Annotated in this window: 14 protein-coding genes; 6 read left to right on the forward strand and 8 right to left on the reverse strand. The window is 59.5% G+C overall.

The annotated features are described in order from the left end of the window. Positions 1–118: 118 nt before the first annotated feature. Positions 119–727, reverse strand: coding sequence for an FMN-dependent NADH-azoreductase (locus tag AWT75_RS03485; RefSeq protein WP_045847722.1), 609 nt, complete (start codon positions 725–727; stop codon positions 119–121). A 107-nt stretch (positions 728–834) separates the two neighbouring features. Here AWT75_RS03485 and AWT75_RS03490 point away from each other — a divergent pair, with 107 nt between their 5' ends. Beyond that, the gene (locus AWT75_RS03490) at positions 835–1,761 is read left to right on the forward strand and encodes a LysR family transcriptional regulator (protein ID WP_062787352.1); all 927 of its coding nucleotides are present in this window, start codon (positions 835–837) and stop codon (positions 1,759–1,761) included. Here AWT75_RS03490 and AWT75_RS03495 read toward each other — a convergent pair. Next, positions 1,743–4,415 carry a bifunctional diguanylate cyclase/phosphodiesterase gene (locus AWT75_RS03495; protein WP_062787355.1) on the reverse strand — a complete coding sequence of 891 codons (2,673 nt, stop codon included), beginning with the start codon at positions 4,413–4,415 and terminating at the stop codon, positions 1,743–1,745. The two genes, AWT75_RS03490 and AWT75_RS03495, sit on opposite strands and share 19 nt — an antisense overlap. 283 nt (positions 4,416–4,698) lie before the next feature. Between AWT75_RS03495 and AWT75_RS03500 the strand changes: the two genes are divergently transcribed. Further along, positions 4,699–5,397 carry a dienelactone hydrolase family protein gene (locus tag AWT75_RS03500; RefSeq protein WP_045847719.1) on the forward strand — a complete coding sequence of 233 codons (699 nt, stop codon included), beginning with the start codon at positions 4,699–4,701 and terminating at the stop codon, positions 5,395–5,397. A gap of 57 nt (positions 5,398–5,454) precedes the next feature. Here the strand turns inward: AWT75_RS03500 and AWT75_RS03505 are convergent, their stop codons facing one another. Together AWT75_RS03505 and AWT75_RS03510 are read right to left on the reverse strand one after the other, a co-directional pair. Then, positions 5,455–6,054 carry a response regulator transcription factor gene (locus AWT75_RS03505; RefSeq protein ID WP_062787358.1) on the reverse strand — a complete coding sequence of 200 codons (600 nt, stop codon included), beginning with the start codon at positions 6,052–6,054 and terminating at the stop codon, positions 5,455–5,457. Then, positions 6,051–8,192, reverse strand: a complete 2,142-nt coding sequence (locus tag AWT75_RS03510) for a sensor histidine kinase (RefSeq protein WP_062787361.1) — start codon at positions 8,190–8,192, stop codon at positions 6,051–6,053. Before AWT75_RS03510 ends, AWT75_RS03505 begins: the two co-directional genes overlap by 4 nt. A 187-nt stretch (positions 8,193–8,379) precedes the next feature. Here AWT75_RS03510 and AWT75_RS03515 point away from each other — a divergent pair, with 187 nt between their 5' ends. Then, complete coding sequence (locus AWT75_RS03515) at positions 8,380–9,699, forward strand: MFS transporter (RefSeq protein WP_062787364.1); 1,320 nt, start codon at positions 8,380–8,382, stop codon at positions 9,697–9,699. Between the two features lie 382 nt (positions 9,700–10,081). Then, on the forward strand, positions 10,082–10,975 hold the full coding sequence (locus tag AWT75_RS03520) for a LysR family transcriptional regulator (RefSeq protein WP_062787367.1): 894 nt from the start codon (positions 10,082–10,084) through the stop codon (positions 10,973–10,975). On the opposite strand, the gene AWT75_RS03525 is transcribed toward AWT75_RS03520, so the two are convergent. From AWT75_RS03525 to fae, 3 genes are all read right to left on the reverse strand, one after another. Next, the gene (locus AWT75_RS03525; RefSeq protein ID WP_153013231.1) at positions 10,957–12,336 is read right to left on the reverse strand and encodes an MFS transporter; all 1,380 of its coding nucleotides are present in this window, start codon (positions 12,334–12,336) and stop codon (positions 10,957–10,959) included. The two genes, AWT75_RS03520 and AWT75_RS03525, sit on opposite strands and share 19 nt — an antisense overlap. 93 nt (positions 12,337–12,429) lie before the next feature. Further along, positions 12,430–13,458 carry an aldo/keto reductase gene (locus AWT75_RS03530; RefSeq protein ID WP_062787372.1) on the reverse strand — a complete coding sequence of 343 codons (1,029 nt, stop codon included), beginning with the start codon at positions 13,456–13,458 and terminating at the stop codon, positions 12,430–12,432. Positions 13,459–13,469: 11 nt separating this feature from the next. Then, positions 13,470–14,216: a formaldehyde-activating enzyme gene (fae, locus tag AWT75_RS03535; protein WP_204376865.1), complete on the reverse strand. Its 747-nt coding sequence runs from the start codon at positions 14,214–14,216 to the stop codon at positions 13,470–13,472. Positions 14,217–14,276: 60 nt separating this feature from the next. On the opposite strand from fae, the gene AWT75_RS03540 reads away from it, so the two are divergent. Beyond that, on the forward strand, positions 14,277–14,801 hold the full coding sequence (locus tag AWT75_RS03540; RefSeq protein ID WP_062787376.1) for an isochorismatase family protein: 525 nt from the start codon (positions 14,277–14,279) through the stop codon (positions 14,799–14,801). 47 nt (positions 14,802–14,848) lie between these two features. Here the strand turns inward: AWT75_RS03540 and AWT75_RS03545 are convergent, their stop codons facing one another. After that, positions 14,849–15,577, reverse strand: coding sequence for a hypothetical protein (locus AWT75_RS03545; protein ID WP_153013232.1), 729 nt, complete (start codon positions 15,575–15,577; stop codon positions 14,849–14,851). A gap of 438 nt (positions 15,578–16,015) precedes the next feature. Between AWT75_RS03545 and AWT75_RS03550 the strand changes: the two genes are divergently transcribed. Continuing rightward, positions 16,016–16,783: a substrate-binding periplasmic protein gene (locus AWT75_RS03550; RefSeq protein ID WP_082695929.1), complete on the forward strand. Its 768-nt coding sequence runs from the start codon at positions 16,016–16,018 to the stop codon at positions 16,781–16,783. Positions 16,784–16,997 lie beyond the last annotated feature (214 nt).

Consider the following 16,997-nt stretch of genomic DNA (forward strand, 5'->3'; position numbering starts at 1 on the left):
CCCGCCCTTTCCCGGAAAGGGAGCCTCGCTTTCTTTGCAGAACGCGAGACGGGTATGGCCAATAATCAGAAAACGGGCCATCAAGGCCCGTTTTTTCATATCTATCTGCGCAGGGAAATCAGATGGCCAGCTTGGCAATCGCTTCCTTGGCGGCATGGATGGCGGTAGCACGCTTGTCTTCACCCATATTCACGGCTTCAGCGCGGATGAAGGCAATGTCGGTAATGCCCAGGAAACCCAGTACGGTACGCAGGTAGTCTTCCTGGAAGTCCATCAGCTGGCCTTGCTCGGTGGAGTACACACCACCACGGCTGGACACGATCACCACTTTCTTGCCACCAGCCAGGCCTTCCGGGCCATTGGCACCGTACTTGAAGGTACGGCCGGCTGCGGCTACACGGTCGATCCAGCTCTTCAGCTGGGACGGAATGGAGAAGTTGTACATCGGCGCGCCAATCACCAGTACGTCGGTAGCCAGGAATTCTTCAATCAGCGCATTGCTCAGCGCGCTTTCGCTACGCTGGGTTTCCGTCCAGTCGGCTTCGGCAGTGAAGTTGGCACCAATGATTTCACCGGAGAGGTGGGCAATGGGCTGGGCAGCCAGGTCGCGGTAGCTGGTTTGAACATCGGCGTGCTTGGCACGGACGGCTTCTACCACGGCAGCAGTCAGCTGACGGGAAACGGAGTTCTGACCGAGGATGCTGGAATCGAGGTGCAACAGTTTCATGGTGGGTTTCCTTGTAAGCAGAGTTGGTGACGGAATAGTAGTTTTTGCTACCAATCATGACTAGACTGCTCAAATCGGAAACATTGTTCCACTCATAGGACAATCAAATGCAAGACCTGAACGACCTGCTGTACTTTGCCAAGGTGGTGGAACACGGTGGATTCATGGCTGCCAGCCGCATGCTGGGGATTCCCAAGTCGCGGCTGTCACGCCGGGTGGCCGAACTGGAAGAGCGGCTGGGCGTACGGCTTTTGCAACGCACCACACGGCGCCTGGCGCTGACCGAGGTGGGCAGCAGCTATTACCAGCACTGCCAGGCCATGCTGGCCGAGGCCGAGGCTGCCGATGAAGCCATTGCCCGCATCAGCGCCGAACCGCGCGGCCTGGTGCGGGTGAGCTGCCCGGAACTGCTGGCCAAGACCTTGCTGGCACCGTCACTGCCGCGTTTCATGCAGCGTTATCCACAGGTACGCATTGCACTGGAAGCCACCAACCGGCGGGTGGACCTGATAGAAGACAATATCGACGTGGCACTGCGCGTGCGTAACAGCATCGACAACAGTGCCAACCTGGTGGTGCGGCAGCTGGCGGTCAGTCAGGTGATTCTGGTGGCCAGCCCCGACTTCATGCGCGCCCACCCCATGCCACGCACCCCGGCCGATCTGGCCGGCCTGCCCGCCCTCACCATGAGCCGTGCCGATGGCCGCGGGCAGTGGCAGTTGCTGGATCAGGCCGGTCACAGCTACAGCCTGCAAATTGATCAGCCCAGGCTGATGACCGATGATTTGCTGGTTTTGCTGGAAGCGGCGATAGCCGGGCTGGGCGTGGCCGCCTTGCCGGTGATGGTATGTGACGAGGCCATCCAGCAGGGCCGCCTGCTACGCTTGCTGCCGGAGTTCGACAGCCCCTGGGGCATTCTGCATGCCGCATTCACTACCCGGCGCGGCCTGTCACCGGCCATCCGGGCCTTTATCGACTTTCTGGTAGCCGAACTGATACCGCCCGGCCATCCGTCCTATTTGCCGCCCGGCTGACGGGCCGCCTGCTGACGCAGGAAGTCCTGTAACTGGGCGGCGGTTTGCGGGCGGGCAAAATGGTAGCCCTGTGCCTGCTCGCAGCCCATGGCTTGCAGCATGTCGGCAATCTGGGCGGTTTCCACGCCTTCGGCCAGGGTATGCAATTGCAGCTTGTGCGCCATGTCGATGATGGCACACACGATGTTGGCATCGTCCGGGTCGTCCGGCAGATTACGGACAAAGGATTGGTCAATCTTCAGGGTATTGACCGCCAGGCGCTTCAGATAGGCCAGGCTGGAATAGCCGGTGCCGAAATCGTCGATGGCCAGCCGCACGCCCAGTTGCCCCAGGCGATGCAAGGTGGTTACCACCGACTCGGTCTGCTGCAGCAGCGAGGTTTCGGTCAGCTCCAGCTCCAGCAAATGCGCAGGCAGGCCGCTGTCGCGCAATGCAGCGGCCACCGCCTGCTCCAGATTGCCGCGCTTGAACTGCACCGCCGACAGATTCACCGCCACGACCACCGGGCCGGGATAACACTGTTGCCATTGCACCGCTTGCCGACAGGCTTCCTGCAGCACCCACTCGCCCAAAGGCACGATCAGCCCGCTGCTTTCCGCCATGGGAATGAAGCGCCCCGGCGGAATCAGCTGCTCGCCATCCTGCCAGCGCACCAGCGCCTCCACACCAACGATGCGCCCGTCCACCAGGCTGACCTGTGGCTGGTAATGCAGCACGAACTGGCCGGTTTCCAGCGCCCGCATGAATCGGCCGCGCAGACGCAAGGCCTCTTCCGCCTCCACCTGCATGTCGGCGTCAAACAAGCGACAGGTATTCCGCCCGGCATCCTTGGCGTGATACATGGCGGTGTCGGCCTTCTTCATCAGGGTGGTGAAGTCCTGTCCATCCACCGGATAGAGCGACACGCCAATCGATGCCGAGCTGGACAGCTGATGCCCGGTCAGCAGGTATGGTTCTTCCAGCGCATGCAGCAGGCGGCTGATCATGGGTAACAGGCTGTCGATGCTGTCGATGTCAGGCAGCAGCAGCAGGAATTCGTCGCCACCCAGCCGGCAGGCGGTATCGTGTTCGCGCAGCAAGGTACGCAGGCGCTGCGCCACCGCTTGCAGCATTTCATCCCCGACATCATGCCCCAGTGAATCGTTGATGGTCTTGAAGCCATCCAGGTCCATGAACAGCATGGCCAGCATGGTGCCGTGGCGTTCGGTCAGACTGAGCAGTTGCCGGAAGCGGTCCTCCGCCAGAATGCGGTTGGGCAGGCCGGTCAGCGCATCGTGATGGGCCAGAAAGGCAATCTGCTCCTGTTGCCGCTTATGGGCGCCAATATCCTGAAACAGCAAGACCGCCCCGATATCACGCCCGTCCTTGACCAGCGGATAGGCATCGTAGCGCACCGGCAGCAGGCTCTGGTCGGCCCGGGTGAAGAGTGCATCGTCGGCATGGGCGCTGCGCCCCTGACGCAAGGCCTGGTGAATGGTACTCGCCCCATCAGGCAGGGGCTGGCGGTCCGGGCCGTGGGTATGCACCAGCGGCAGCAACTGCTGCCCCAGCAAGGCAGCTTCAGTTGCATGACCCAGCAACCGGCAAGCCGCCGGGTTGGCAAACATGCAGCGCCCGTCCTGATCCAGCCCGCAAATGCCATCACCCACAGCATTGAGCAACAACTGGAAGCGATCCTCGCTGGCCTGCAGATTGGCCGAGGTATCCTGCTCGCGCACTTCGGACTGCTGCAGGCGGTACAGCAGCACGCCCAGTACCAGCAACACCAGCAAACTGACCACTACCGTACCCAGCAAGGTGGCATGCCACTGCGCCAGAAAATCCATGCTGGCAATGCCCGCGCCCAGGTAGAAAGGAAACTCCCCCACCCGCTTGAAGGCATAGACCCGGTCCACCTTGTCGATGCTGGAGGAATAGCGCAGCAAGCCGCTTTGCTCTCCACTGGCCACATGCTGGAACATCTGGTTGTAACGCAGGCTCTGGTTGACACTGTCCTTCACCGCCGGCATGCGCAGCACCAGCCGGCCATCATCGCTGCGACGGAAGGTAATCACCCCGTGCGGGCCAAGGTTGATGGCGGCAAACAGCTTCTGGAAATAGGCAATGTCCAGCGGTGCCATGGCAATGCCGGCAAATTCACCCTGTGGATTGCGCATGGGCACGGCCATGTACAACTGGCGGGTACGATTGAGCCGTCCGATTGTCACTTCGGAAAAAAACAGCGGTATCTGGGGATTCTGGCGCAAGGCAAGGTAGTAACTGCGGTCCCGCACCGAGGCATTGGGCAAGGCATAATCGGAGGCATACAACACATTGCCCTGGGCGTCGATCAGGCGCAGCCCGACAATTTCGGGAAAGTGGCTGGCACGCAAGGCCAGCTCTCTTTGCATGGCAGTGGCGTGTTCATTGCGCACTGCCAATGACATGACGGCCGGGTTGGTAGTACGCGCCAGTTCTTCCAGCGTGGCCTGACTGCGACGCAAGGTGGCCTCCAGCCGGGCTTCCAGCGCTTCCACCACATTGCGCGCATTCACCTCGGCCTGACGCTGCTTTTCCTGGTAAGCCACCCCCAACAGGAAAGCAATCAGCGCCGCCGTGCCCAGAAACAGCAGCAGGAAGAACACAATGAACATGCGTTGCGCGCGCTGCTTCATGGGAGAAATGCTTGTTGGTAGCGACAGCTACCATGGTAGCAAAGCTGGCCTTATTGACATAATTTTCTGCCAGTCTGCTCGAAGCCAGCCACATGGTACTGCGCATTTTCTGCGCATCGCTATTGAAAATGCCTTGCCTGCTACGACATAGCCAAGGTCATGCAGGGCATGCCTGGCCAGAACTGTCAGAACCACTGCGCCTGACCATGCCCTGCCCCTTTCATGCCTGCGGGCTCCCTGCCCGATGGCCATTCCGATGCACTCTCGCACAAAGGAGTTTCCCGTGAACGCAAGCTGGATCGACATTCCCACCCAGGACGGCAAGCAATTTGGCGGTTATCTGTCACTCCCCCCCACCGGCAGTGGTCCGGGCATCGTGCTGGTGCAGGAAATCTGGGGCGTCAACGAACATATCCGCGCCGTGGCCGACCTGTATGCGCTGGCAGGTTACGTGGTGCTGGCCCCCGATGTGTTCTGGCGGCTGAGCCCGCGGGTGGATCTAGACTACGATGCTGCCGGTACCCAGCAGGCGTTTGGCTACTACCAGCAAGTGGACACCGCCCAGGCTGCTGCCGATGTGGCCGCTGCGGTTGGCCTGCTGCGCCAGCGCCCGGAAGTCACTGGCAAAGTGGCGACGCTGGGCTTCTGCCTGGGTGGCCAACTGGCCTTCCGCGCCGCCGCACTCAGCAAGGCGGATGCCGCAGTCTGCTTCTACGGTGGCGGCATTGACCAGCACCTGGAACTGGCCGGCCAAATCACCCAGCCCATCCTGTTCCATTACGCCGGCAACGACGAACACATTGCACAAACCGCTGTCAGCGCGGTCAAGGCGGCCTTTGCCGGCAAGGACAATGCGGTGTTTTTTGACTACCCGGGTGTGGGCCATGGCTTCAACTGCTGGGGCCGCAGTGCCGTGTTCAACCAATCTGCCGCCGCGCTGGCCACTGGCCGCAGCCTGCAATTCCTGGCCGAGCATCTGTAATTCCTTCCGCTTTGAACAGGTCACCGTCGTGGCCTGCCCTGCCCCAAGTCGGGTAGTTCAGTCCAGCCAGGGATGGGCCGCCAGCCAGCGGCCCAATTCGTTATCGTTGGCGCATTGCAGCTTGCTGAAGATATTGGCGCGATGGGTTTCCACCGAGCGATGTCCGCAGGGCGGCACCAGCACCCGGGCAATTTCCTTGTTGGGCTGCCCCAGTCCCACCAGCCGTGCCACTTCTCGCTCACGCGGGGTCAGCTCCGCCCATTGCCGCAGTGCCTGCGCGCGGGCGCGGGCCAGGGCGATGGCGGCGGGCAGCTTGTCCAGCAATTGCTGGGTATCCGGCTTTTCCACCCAGTCAAAGGCTCCACGCCGGACGGCTTCCAGTGCGGTGGGAATATCGCCATGTGCAGATAAAAACATCGTCACCAGCGGGCTGTGTGCGGCCAGCAGACTATCAAACACCGACAGGCCGCTGATACCACCCAGCCGCAAATCCAGAATCACGCAGCCTGGCTGACGCAGGTTGACGGCACTGAGAAAGGCTTCACCGGAATCAAAAGCCTGTACCGCCAGCCCCTGTGACAGCAACAGCAGCAACAGGGAACGACGCAGGGCTTCGTCATCATCGACAACAAACAGGGTGAGCGGCATTTCTTTCATGATGCAAGCACTAGGGTAAAGGTAAAGGCGGCCCCGCCAGTGGGGCTGTTTTCCACGCTGATGCGGCCACCGTGGGCTTCGATGATGGTACGGCAAATATTCAGGCCCAGGCCCAGTCCGTCGGGTTTGGAAGTAAAAAACGGGGCAAAAATCTGCTCGATCTGCTCTGCCGGAATACCCGGTCCGCTATCGGCCACGGTGACGCTGACTCCCTGCTCCTGCTGCCGGCAAAGCAGCTGGATGCGACGGCTGCCCGGCGGCTGCGCCTGCATGGCGTGCAGCGCATTGTGAATCAGATTCATCAGCACCTGCTCCAGCAGCACGCTATCCCCGCGCACCAGCGGCAGGCCGTCTTCCAGTTGCAGCTGTAGTTGCACATGATGGCGCTGCAATTCGGGCTTGAGCAGGTTGACCGCATGGTGGATGACATCCGCCGGGACGAGGTTTTCATACTGGGCGCGTTGCGGGTTGATGAACACCCGCACCCGCTTGACGATTTCGCTGGCCCGTTGTGACTGGGCAATGATGTCGTTCAGCGTTTCGGCCAGCAGGCTGCTGGCACCCCGATCGGCCAGCGCCCGGGCGGCCAGGGCGAAATTGGACAGTGCCATCAGCGGCTGATTCAGCTCGTGCGCCAGCGTGGAAGCCATTTCGCCCACACTGGCCAGCCGCGCGCTGCGCTCCAGTTGCAATTCCTGATCGCGCTGGCGCGCCTCCGCCTGTTTCTGCGCGGTGATATCCACCACGGAGCTCATCCAGCCCCGGTGCACGCCACGGGCATCCACCAGCGCGGCGGTGTAAATCATGGTGATCACGTCATGTCCGTCCTTGTGCCGGATGCGCGACTCATAGCCATGCGGCACCACCCGGCCCTGCAGCACGTCCTGGCTCACCCTGGCCTGTTTTTCCAGATCATCCGGATGCCAGTACGGATAGGGCGGCAGGCAGCCCAGCAACTCTTCCGCGCTATAGCCCACCATGGCGCAGAACGCCGGATTGACGTAAATGATGCGGCCTTGCGGGTCGCGCGCGCGCATGCCCACCAGCAGCGAATCTTCCATGGCCTTGCGAAAGGTATGGGCTTCTTCCAGGTCGCGGGTGCGTTCTTCCACCCGGCGTTCCAGTTCCAGCCGGGCGCTGCGCTGCTCGACAAAACGTTTTTCCCGCAAGCGCCAGTACAGGCTGGCCAGCAATAGCAGCGCCAGCAGCAAGGTGCTCAAGGCCAGCGCCAGTTGCCGTGCCTGGGTGACTTCCTTCATGTCGGAGGTAACGGTCAGCGTCCAGCCCAGTTCCGGCAACGCGGTATCCAGTGCCAGCAAGGAACGATGCAGCCCCTGCACCGTGGTTTGCAGGCCGTAGGCGGCCGAATCCGGCAGGGGCTTTACCTGCCAGGGTAGTACGGCAAACTGGCTACGGCTGCCGTACTGGCGATGGCTGCTGATCCAGGCGGTATCGGCAGCGCTCAGCTGCTGGCGGGCCTGGAACAGCCATTCGGGCTGCGAGCTGAGAAACACCACGCCACGGCTGTCGCGCAGCAGGACCGGGTCGATGCCGCGTCGCCATGCCGCCTGCAAAGGCTCCAGGCTGATCTTGACCACCGCCACCCCCATGATGCCTGCGGGGCCGCGCACCGGCTCGGCAATGAACAGGCCGGACTGCCCGGTGGTCAGCCCCAGCCCGTAAAACAGGCCGCGCTGCCCCTGCAGGGCGGTTTCAAAATACGGGCGCTGGCGGTAGGACTCGCCGACAAAGCTGGAGGGCTGGTTCCAGTTGCTGGACGACAAGGTGAGGCCATTGCGGTCCACCAGAAACAAGGCCGCCGCGCCGGTGGTGGACTGCAAATCGGCAAAGTAATGGTTCACCCGCAAGCGCAGTGCGCTGTCCTGCGGCGCTTGCAGCAAGGCCAGCACATCAGGGTGGCGGGCTGCGGCATAGGGCAGGAAATCGTGTTTCTCCACCAGTCCGCGCAAACCCAGTACATGGGCAGCCGCGGCCTGGCGCAAGGCGGCGGTGCGGGTGGCCAGCTCGTGGCGTTCCGCCCAGTTGGCGCTCAGCACGATCAGGCCGATGGCAGCCATGGTCAGCCCCAGCCAGCGCCAATAGCGGGCGTAAGGTGTGCTGGAGCGGGGGCTGGGCATGGCATCTCCTTGGCCGGGGAAGCTCAGACCATAGCAGTCCGGCTGCCGGACGGAAACACTCCTCCGTAGTTTTACGGAGACGATGCGGGCAAAGTTGCGGATGCCGACTACCGCCCTGCTGCGCATAGTAGACGGCGACAAACGGGAAACCTATTCATAACCCGTCACACCAGAGGAGACAGTCACCATGTCCAGCGCCACAGCCACTGCGGCTACTCACGAACGGATATCCGGCAAGCGCCTGCATGCCATCATTGTCGGCTCGGCCGGCAACCTGGTGGAATGGTTCGATTTCTACTGCTATTCCGCCTTTGCCCTGTATTTTGCCAATGCCTTCTTCCCCGCCCAGGACCCCACCGCCCAGCTGATGTCCACCGCCGGCATTTTTGCCCTCGGCTTTTTCATCCGCCCCATCGGCGGCATGCTGTTCGGCCACATCGGCGACCGGCTGGGACGCAAGACCGCGCTGATGGCTTCGGTGCTGCTGATGTGCTTTGGCTCCTTGCTGATTGCCTGTGCCCCCACCTATGCCACCGCCGGCATCCTGTCGCCCTGCATCCTGCTGCTGGCGCGCCTGCTGCAAGGCCTGAGCCTGGGTGGCGAATACGGTGCCAGCGCCACCTATCTGTCGGAAATGGCTGACTCCAAGCACCGCGGCTTCTACAGCAGCTTCCAGTACGTCACCCTGATTGGCGGCCAGCTGCTGGCCCTGATCCTGCTGCTGGTCTTGCAGAAATTCCTGCTCAGCGCCGAAGAACTGCGTGCCTGGGGTTGGCGCATTCCGTTTTTTGTCGGTGCCGCGCTGGCAGTGCTGGCCCTGCGCATGCGCCACAATCTGCCGGAAACCCAGTCGTTTGAAGCGGCACGCAAATCCGCCAAGACCATGGGCGGCCTCAAACAATTGGCCCAGCACCCCAAGGAAGTATTGCTGGTTGTTGGCCTCACCATGGGCGGCACGCTGGCCTTCTATGTGTACACCACTTATATGCAGAAATTCCTGCGCCTGTCGGTAGGCCTGACCGACATGCAAACCACCGCAGTTTCTGCCGCCTCGCTGCTGTTTGCCATGTGCTTGCAACCCATTTACGGCGCGCTGTCCGACCGCATTGGCCGCAAACCGCTGCTGATCGGCTTTGCCTTGCTGGGCACCCTGTTCACCGTGCCCTTGCTCACCGCCATCCGTCACGCCAGTGGTCCGTGGGAAGCGTTTGGCCTGATCGCTTGCGCCTGGATCATCGTCTCCGGCTACACCTCCATCAACGCACTGGTGAAGGCCGAGCTGTTCCCGGCCAGCATCCGCGCCACCGGTGTGGGTGTGCCTTACGCCTTTGCCGTATCGGTATTTGGCGGCACGGCGGAATACCTGGCCTTGTGGTTCAAGTCCATTCAGCTGGAAAGCGGCTTTTACTGGTACACCACGGCGGTGATTGCCTGCACCCTGCTGGTTTGCTGGTTCATGCGCGACACCCGCAAAGGTTCGCTGATTGATGCCGAGGCAAGGCACTAAGGCAGGTAATCCGGAACGGATTCTGTGACATCCCATCTCGCATGCTGAAATGAAAACGAAGCGTCCTGCATCAATTGGCAGGACAAGAGCGAGGGATTGGGCATAGAGGGAAATACTGCGAGCAAAAACCTCATCGCAAGGCCCGGCCGGTGCGGTACTAGCGTGCCACATGATTTTGTCAGCCGCCTGAAAGCCGTACTGCTTGAATGCAGTGCGGCTTTTTCATTGCGCTTGGCAACTAGCCGATACTTAGTCGGTGGTACGGTCCGAGCATTCATGCCAATCTGCAGCTTGTTACCTGAGCAAACCCGAGTATTCTCCAGCCTCCACACACCACCCGGACTGCCATACCAGACGCTTGATCCGGCATAAGGAGACAAGCATGCGCCGCCTGCCATCCTTGACCGCTTTACGCTTTTTTGAAGAGAGCGCAAGGCATATGAGTTTCAACAAGTCTGCAATGGCTTTGTGTGTGACACCTGGTGCGGTCAGTCGCCAGATCCGTTTGCTGGAGGAAGCACTTGGCACAACGCTTTTTTACCGGGATCACACCGGCATTCGTCTCACCCGGCAGGGACAGGCATTACATGCCAGCCTGGCCGAAGCATTCGATGTGATCGAGCAGGCCACCCATATTGTTATCCAGCGCCATCCCCCTCCCCGCAAACGGCTGACAGTCATTACCCCACCCACCTTTGCCACCCGCTGGCTGTCCCCACGGCTGGGTTCGCTGCTACAAGCGCTACCAGGCATCGACTTCTCCATCCTGACTGATAACACCGAACCGCAACCCTGCAGCATCCGCTTCGGTCATCAGGCACAGCGTCCTTGCCGGTCAGAACTCTTGTTCATCGAGCAGCATGTACTGGTAGGTGGAGTGAAGTTCCGCGGGCAGCATGTCGAGACACTGCTACAGCAACTACCTACGCTGCATGTTTTACACGGTAAAAACAGGCTTTCGCTGTGGCCAGACTGGCTGGATGCCGCCGGATTACCCAACACCTACGCCGACAACGGCATCGAGTTTTCTACACTCGATCAGGCCATTCACGCAGCATGTGCCGGCATGGGGCTGGCGGTAGTGGATCGCAATATGATTGCTCATGAATTACTGGCTGGAGCACTGTTGCAGCTCTCGCCAATCGAATGCCACGGACCCTATGGATACTGGCTGGAAACCCATGCCTCGCATGAGCACGAAGAAATCTCCGCATTTTCCGCCTGGCTGCACAATGCTGCAGCACAACCAGGCGGAAATCAGCTGGTACTTGCCTGATTCAAGGTGAGGTGTCTGGTCTCCGGAGCCCAAGCAATCGATACCATCATCCCCACCAGCAATACTGCTGCCAGCGCCAGCATCGTCAGCTGGATACCTGCCTTCTCAATGCCCAGCGGCAACAAGAAGGTGCCAACAGCCGACCCCAGGCGGCTACAGGCAATTGACAAGCCCACGCCACAAGCCCGCACCTCAGTCGGAAAACACTCCGGCGGATACACCCCCACCAGATTGGAAAAGGCCGACATGGTCAGCGTGAAAATGCCGAACAGGACAATCATCGCCACTTGAGCCGAAGGTGGCAGCATGCCCAAGCCCAGTAGCGACACACAGCACAGCGCAAATGCGCCAATCAGGAATGCGCGGCGTGGCAGCTTGATCGTCAGCCAGATACCGGTCAGTGCCCCCAGCACCAGAAATCCATTCAGCAACAAATCCGCTCCGAATCCCGATGCAATGCCAATAGCACCAAGAATCCCTGGCAGGAAGGTGTAGATGGCAAAGTAGGGAATCACCAGACACATGAAGAAGATGCAGTTAAAGAGTGTGCGGCGGATCAGATCGGCCTTGAACAAACGCGCAAAACCACCCGTCTGTCCCGTCTGCGCTGTTCCAGGGTTGCCATCCAGCGTGACATGCGCACCAAAATGCTTGTGCACGATACGCATCGCCTCCTCCCTGCGTCCTTTGCCCAGCAGCCACCGTGGTGACTCCGGGGTACCAATACGCAGAACCAGCACCAGCAATGCAGGCACAGCAGCAGACGCCAGCAACCAGCGCCAGGCATCCGGACTGGCATCGGCATAAAACATGCCGAAAACATTGGCCAGCACATAGCCAATGGTCCAGATCACGCTGAATGATCCCAGCAGGGTGCCACGATGCTTGCGCGGTGAGAATTCGGCCAGAATCGCATGGCCGACGACAAAATCCCCTCCCATGCCAAAACCGATCAGCACGCGCAGTGCAACCAGCATCCATGCCGCACTGACATAAAATTGCAGGAATGCAGCAACAGTAATGATGAGGAAGCTGCACAAGAAGATTTTCTGACGTCCAAGCCTGTCAGCCAGCCAGCCGAACACCAGACTGCCCACAAAGATGCCCAGCAATGCGGAGGAAGCCAGCAAGCCCATCCAGAAGGCATCCAGCGGAATCTGCCTGTTCAGTGAACCCAGTGCGTAGGCGATGGTGCCCAGCACATAGCCTTCGGTAAAATGCGCACCAAAGGTTAGCGCGGCAATCTTGACGTGAAAGCGGTTCAACGGCACGTCATCCAGTGTAATGCCTGCCCCGCCAGCACTGTCGGGAGTACTGGCAGGCAAACCTGACGCTGACATACCGGTAGCATGCATACCCATGCCGGTCTCCTTCAGTTGCAGAGGGCAAGTAGATGGCGCAAGGCTATCTGCCACCCTCGGTGCCGTCTTGCGAATGATGTTTTTCAGCCTGCCTCAGGTATCCGCCTGCCGAAACACCCCCTGTGCAGGCCGTGGCTCCCGTGCAATACGGCATCCTGCGCTGTAATCATTGATCAGGTCACAGGGGGTGTAATTGCGTTCCAGCTCATGCAATTCATCCTCATCTAGCCGGGTTTCCAATGCCGCCAGCGCACTATCAAACTGCGCAGCCGAATCGGCCCCCACCAGCATGCTGACTACACCCGGCCGGTTTAACACCCAGGCCTGGGCAACCTGCGCGGCACTCACCCCCCGACGTGCCGCCACCCGCGCAACCGAGGCGGCAATCCGTTGCGAGCAAGAATCGCCATACATCTGTGCGGTGAAGAAATCCGTCTGGTTGCGGGTGGACTGGGCATCGCCACTTAACAGGCCACGGGCCAGCGGGCTGAATACCGATACCCCGACACCTTGATCCAGGCAGTAAGGAATCATCTCGCGCTCTTCCTCCCGGTAGGCCACATTGAGCTGCAGCTGCATATTGATCGGCTTGTGCCAGTGATGTTGCTCACACGCTTGCATGATCTTGGCAAACTGCCAGGTATACATGGTGGAGACCCCCAGATAGCGGGCCTTGCCTGCCTGCACAACATCATTCAGCGCGCACATTGTCTCTTCAACCGGCGTATTCACATCGAAGAAATGCAGCATGTAGATATCGACATAATCCATGTCCAGACGCTGCAGCGAAGCATCTATCCCGTACATGATGTGCTTGCGCGAGTGCCCACCGGCATTGGGGTGGCTGGCCATGTCATAGCCTACCTTGGTGGTAATGACCACCTCGTCACGCCGCACCAGCCGCTTGAGAATGCGCCCCACCACAACTTCACCGATACCCGCTGAATAAAAATCAGCCAGATCGATAAAATTCACCCCGGCCTCCAGGGCATGACGCACAATCGGCTCACTTTGTCTTTCATCAAAAATCCAGGGCTTCCATGCCGGGCTGCCCATATTCATGGTACCAAGACACAAGCGCGATACTTTCAAGCCGGATTGGCCAAGACGCAGGTATTCCATGGTCGCTCCCGTCAATTGGTTTTCGGTGTGTAAAACGGGTTGGACACCTGCCGTGCCGCCATGAATACAGCGTCCTTGTGCGGCAGGCCTTCCATGGCTGCAATCAGGGCCTGTTTGCAAGCACGATAGTTATTGTCAAACACGCTATCCAGATCATCCGCCTGTGCATTGACCCAGTTGGCCGTAACCACAACCCAATCGTTCTCTGCCGCTGCCGGCAAAATGCCACTCTCCAGCGATTCTGCAACTGCCTTGGCAATGCCTGCCTGCGATGCCCCCCAGGTTGCGTTCGCATGGGTAGTGCTCTCGATCTGGGCCTTGTTGACATAAAGCGTAAGTGGTTTGGCCGGGATACCAGGCTGCACGATCACCACAAACGGCGCATGACCCAGTGATGGCGTGGCAAGTGCTGTCGCAAATGCCTGCCCTGCCGGGCCATTGCGCGGCCCGGCAAGCACATTGATATGGGCCAGGTTGACCCCTGCGCCTTCAAAGCCCTCGCCAATAAACAGATTCCTTTCCATTTGCCAGCTCCTCCATCTTTTTGTGTTTCGCCATCCACACCATTGCGGGATGAACTGGAAAACATGGTGTGACAGATGCTTGCGCATCAGGTAGCGATGATTTTTCAATGGGTATTGATGGAATCTCAGGATGACCGATCGAACACATGGAGATGCGCGGCCCTTGCGTGGCAAAGCCGTTACTGCCAGCAGGGGCCGGGTTATGTGCGTGCACTTGATGGAGAAATCACACACCGGCTGACATTCCTGCGGGATAAATTGCTATGCTTTCCACTTTATCCAGCCGGGGGACATATGCCAGATACCGCTTTACTGATTGTGGACATGCAATGCGGCGTGGTGGCCGCAGAACCAGCTGCCGTTCGGCTGGAGCAGGTGCTGGGTAGTCTGAAACTGGCCATTGCCAAAGCGCGGGAGCGCAGTTTTCCGGTGATTTTTGTCCAGCATGAAGAAGCCGGGCTGGAACGTGACAGCGCGGCCTGGCAGCTGCACCCTGCCCTGCCAGCCACGGCCACCGACCATTTCATCTACAAACGGCATGGCGACAGCTTTTGTGATACCCCGCTGGCAGCCCTGCTGGAGAATCTGGGCGTCAGCAAACTGTGGCTGGGCGGCTGCGCCACCGACTTCTGCGTGGATAGCACTTTGCGTAATGCGGTTTCGCTTGGCTTTCAGGTTACGGTAATTGCAGATGCGCATACCACGCTGAGTGCCTTTGCATTGAGCGGTGAACAAGTGATCGACCACTTCAATGCGGTGTGGGATGCCACCAATGCCACCCCGCAGCCCTTGCTGGTTCAGCCTGCTGCCGCACTATAGCCCGGGGCACTACCGTAGCCTTAAGCTGACAGGCTGCAAACGGACATTCAAGCCGCCTTGCTCCGTGCTGCAGTGCCAGAAGGGCCTGCGGCTTCACCGGTGCGTATATGGCCATCAGCATCAATCATCAGGATGGATTTTGCCGGTAGCGGATTGGCCGAAAACAGCCGGGAATATTTGGCGATCACCTTGTCCAGCTCACCCTGGCTGCCCGCAGCGGCATATTCCTGCTGGAATGCCTGGCTGTCATCCAGCAGGTTCTTGAATTCACCCAAGGCGTAAACCGTACTCAGCTCGCGTCCGATACCCGGGTTATCAGTCAAGGCTTGCTTAAGCTGGGCCGCATAGGGGTAATCGGCAGGAAACTGTGGCTGGCCGTTACTATCGTACTGGATGCTGGCAGGTGCAGCCGGAATGCCGTTGGCGGAGAGAAACGCCGGGAATTTCTGGTTGATGTCCTGCGTCAGGGCATCGATATCGCGCTGTGATGGCAACATCAAAGGGGGAAGTTCTCCGTTGCCCCCTTGCGGTTTCGGCGAAAAATACGACTCCAGATTCAGTGCTACCTCCCCCTTGTCGGTATCCATTTTGACGCCGGCACCTGAAGCTGCGCTCGCCTCCGCGGCCAGACGCTCACGTGCCGCAGATGAAATACTGATGACATCGGCAAGATTTGCCGTCCGGGCGGCAGTATTGTCAGCTTGGTTCTGCGTGGCGGCAATGGACTTGTATACCCCGGAAACATTGCCAGCACGGGTCAGGCCTGGGATGAGCATGGTGTGCCCCATGGAATGAAGTGGCAACAACCATGCAAACAGCATGCCAATACGATCTGCAGGCCAAATGTCATCAACAGCTTCAGATATGGTCTGATCCACACCCGGCTTGCCTGCATGTCAATGTTTTCAAGCCTTGTTTACCCCGGCACGGACACATGTGATGTCACATGACATGTTTCGTCAGGCGACAACACTGCAGTGCGGGATGCCACCCACGCCACGCCGCAGCCGCTACGGGTACAAGCTGCCGCCGCGCTCTGGGCCCATGGGCAGGCGCAGCAAACAGCCAGGTGGGCAAGCTGGCCTGTGCACTATTCCCAACAAAGAACAATTATCCGCCTCTTTAAACACCAAGTCAGGATAATTCCACACATAAAGGGTCTATTATAAACAAATCATAAATTATGGCCGATAATTACTCTGCGAACCCAATGTATGCGACTTCCATACTGGCTGCTGATGCTGCTGATATTCCAGGTTTGCCATGCCACCCCGCTACGGCTGGTGACCTTCGACTATCCACCATATGTCACAGAGGGTGACCAGGGCCCCGAAGGCCTGGCCACCAGCATAGTGGGCGAAGTCTTTGCCCGGATCGGCAAACATGCACAGATCAAACTCTATCCGATGAACCGTGCGCTCAATTTGGTCAGCCACCGCCAGGTGGATGGTTTGTTCCCGCTAAAAAAGACCCCGGAGCGGGAATTGACCATGGTTTATCCCCATCAACCCCTGCTTATCCAGGACTATGTATTTTTCGTCCGCAAAAACTCGCCATGGAAGTTCAACGGCCAACTGGCATCCATTGCTGGCGCACGCATTGGCATCACCCGCAATGTGTTCTATAGCCCTCGTCTGGACCAGGCATTAAAAGCAGGATTATTTGCTGCAGTGGATAGCACGGATAGCCATGAATTGAATTTGCGCAAATTACTGGCCGGGCGGGTGGACATCGTGCCGTGCAGCCGCACGGTTGCATTGCAGCTGCTGCAAGCCATGCCTGGGGGCAATAATGCAGTACAAACCGGACCTAGCATTGAAAAGGTAGCCAGCTATCTGGTGTTTACCCCAGGCCCGGAGGCGGCGAAGCTTGCCGCCCTCTTCGATCAGACCATGACCCGCATGACCAAGGATGGAAGCCTGAACCGGCTGATGGCGAATGAACTGCGCAGACAGCAGCAAGCACCCATTCGCATTCACTAGTGCGACATGCCGGGCTTTCCCGCAGGTCAACTCCGGGTGTGCCTGCGTGGACTCCAGCGTGTCGTGCTACTGAATAGCATGTAACACCGCGCCGCTTCGGCCGAAAAGTACTCACGCCACATCAACTCCCCCCCAGTGGCTCAGCACACCCGCTGACCGGAAAAGTAAAAGGGGCCAACGGCCCCTTTTACTTGATCAGACTCCGACGAACTTT

It is taken from the genome of Aquitalea pelogenes (genome assembly GCF_001515305.1).
Taxonomy (GTDB): domain Bacteria; phylum Pseudomonadota; class Gammaproteobacteria; order Burkholderiales; family Chromobacteriaceae; genus Aquitalea; species Aquitalea pelogenes.

What these genes read in the sequence shown, in the direction of transcription:
- AWT75_RS03490 (WP_062787352.1), top strand. Translation starts at nt 835, where the DNA reads ATGCAAGACCTGAACGACCTGCTGTACTTTGCCAAGGTGGTGGAACAC.
- AWT75_RS03520 (WP_062787367.1), top strand. Translation starts at nt 10,082, where the DNA reads ATGCGCCGCCTGCCATCCTTGACCGCTTTACGCTTTTTTGAAGAGAGC.
- AWT75_RS03505 (WP_062787358.1), bottom strand. Translation starts at nt 6,054, where the DNA reads ATGAAAGAAATGCCGCTCACCCTGTTTGTTGTCGATGATGACGAAGCC.
- AWT75_RS03545 (WP_153013232.1), bottom strand. Translation starts at nt 15,577, where the DNA reads ATGCTCATCCCAGGCCTGACCCGTGCTGGCAATGTTTCCGGGGTATAC.
- AWT75_RS03510 (WP_062787361.1), bottom strand. Translation starts at nt 8,192, where the DNA reads ATGCCCAGCCCCCGCTCCAGCACACCTTACGCCCGCTATTGGCGCTGG.
- AWT75_RS03530 (WP_062787372.1), bottom strand. Translation starts at nt 13,458, where the DNA reads ATGGAATACCTGCGTCTTGGCCAATCCGGCTTGAAAGTATCGCGCTTG.
- AWT75_RS03495 (WP_062787355.1), bottom strand. Translation starts at nt 4,415, where the DNA reads ATGAAGCAGCGCGCGCAACGCATGTTCATTGTGTTCTTCCTGCTGCTG.
- AWT75_RS03525 (WP_153013231.1), bottom strand. Translation starts at nt 12,336, where the DNA reads ATGGGTATGCATGCTACCGGTATGTCAGCGTCAGGTTTGCCTGCCAGT.
- AWT75_RS03515 (WP_062787364.1), top strand. Translation starts at nt 8,380, where the DNA reads ATGTCCAGCGCCACAGCCACTGCGGCTACTCACGAACGGATATCCGGC.
- AWT75_RS03485 (WP_045847722.1), bottom strand. Translation starts at nt 727, where the DNA reads ATGAAACTGTTGCACCTCGATTCCAGCATCCTCGGTCAGAACTCCGTT.
- AWT75_RS03540 (WP_062787376.1), top strand. Translation starts at nt 14,277, where the DNA reads ATGCCAGATACCGCTTTACTGATTGTGGACATGCAATGCGGCGTGGTG.
- AWT75_RS03550 (WP_082695929.1), top strand. Translation starts at nt 16,016, where the DNA reads ATGCGACTTCCATACTGGCTGCTGATGCTGCTGATATTCCAGGTTTGC.